Here is a 374-nt window from a genome sequence, read left to right as displayed (position 1 = left end):
CCTGGCCTGATAACCACGCGCCTTGAGCGCCTCTAAAAAGGCTTCATGGGCCTCAGGAGACAAACAAGATATGTAGGCAGCCAAACGAAACCGCCGATGAAGGCTGGCGATCACCGGCAGTACATCCGCTTCTTCCCTGCCGTGGAAAGCGGCCAACTTCTTCTCAAGGTCCCTATGCGGCTTGTATGTGCCGCTGATGAAGCGCACCGCACCGGGCCCGACACCGTATGCTCTGGATGCGGTCTTTTTAAAGAGCCCCCATATCTCCCTGGAACCCATGATCCCTTCGGGCCTCAAGACCATGGTTGCCACAAGAACTCCTCCGTATATGAGCATGCGGTATTGCGATATGGGGCGGAACAGTTCGGTCACGA

2 pseudogenes are annotated in these 374 nt (G+C 56.4%); both read right to left on the bottom strand.

The features are described from left to right. Positions 1–279: pseudogene (locus tag EZM41_RS13610) on the bottom strand (hypothetical protein); the annotation flags it as partial. Further along, a pseudogene (locus EZM41_RS05785) lies at positions 259–374 on the bottom strand (branched-chain amino acid ABC transporter permease); the annotation flags it as partial. The pseudogenes EZM41_RS13610 and EZM41_RS05785, both read right to left, overlap by 21 nt.

The organism is Acetomicrobium sp. S15 = DSM 107314, assembly GCF_016125955.1.
In the GTDB taxonomy this organism is placed as follows: domain Bacteria; phylum Synergistota; class Synergistia; order Synergistales; family Thermosynergistaceae; genus Thermosynergistes; species Thermosynergistes pyruvativorans.
This window is presented reverse-complemented; position numbering and strand designations above follow the sequence as displayed.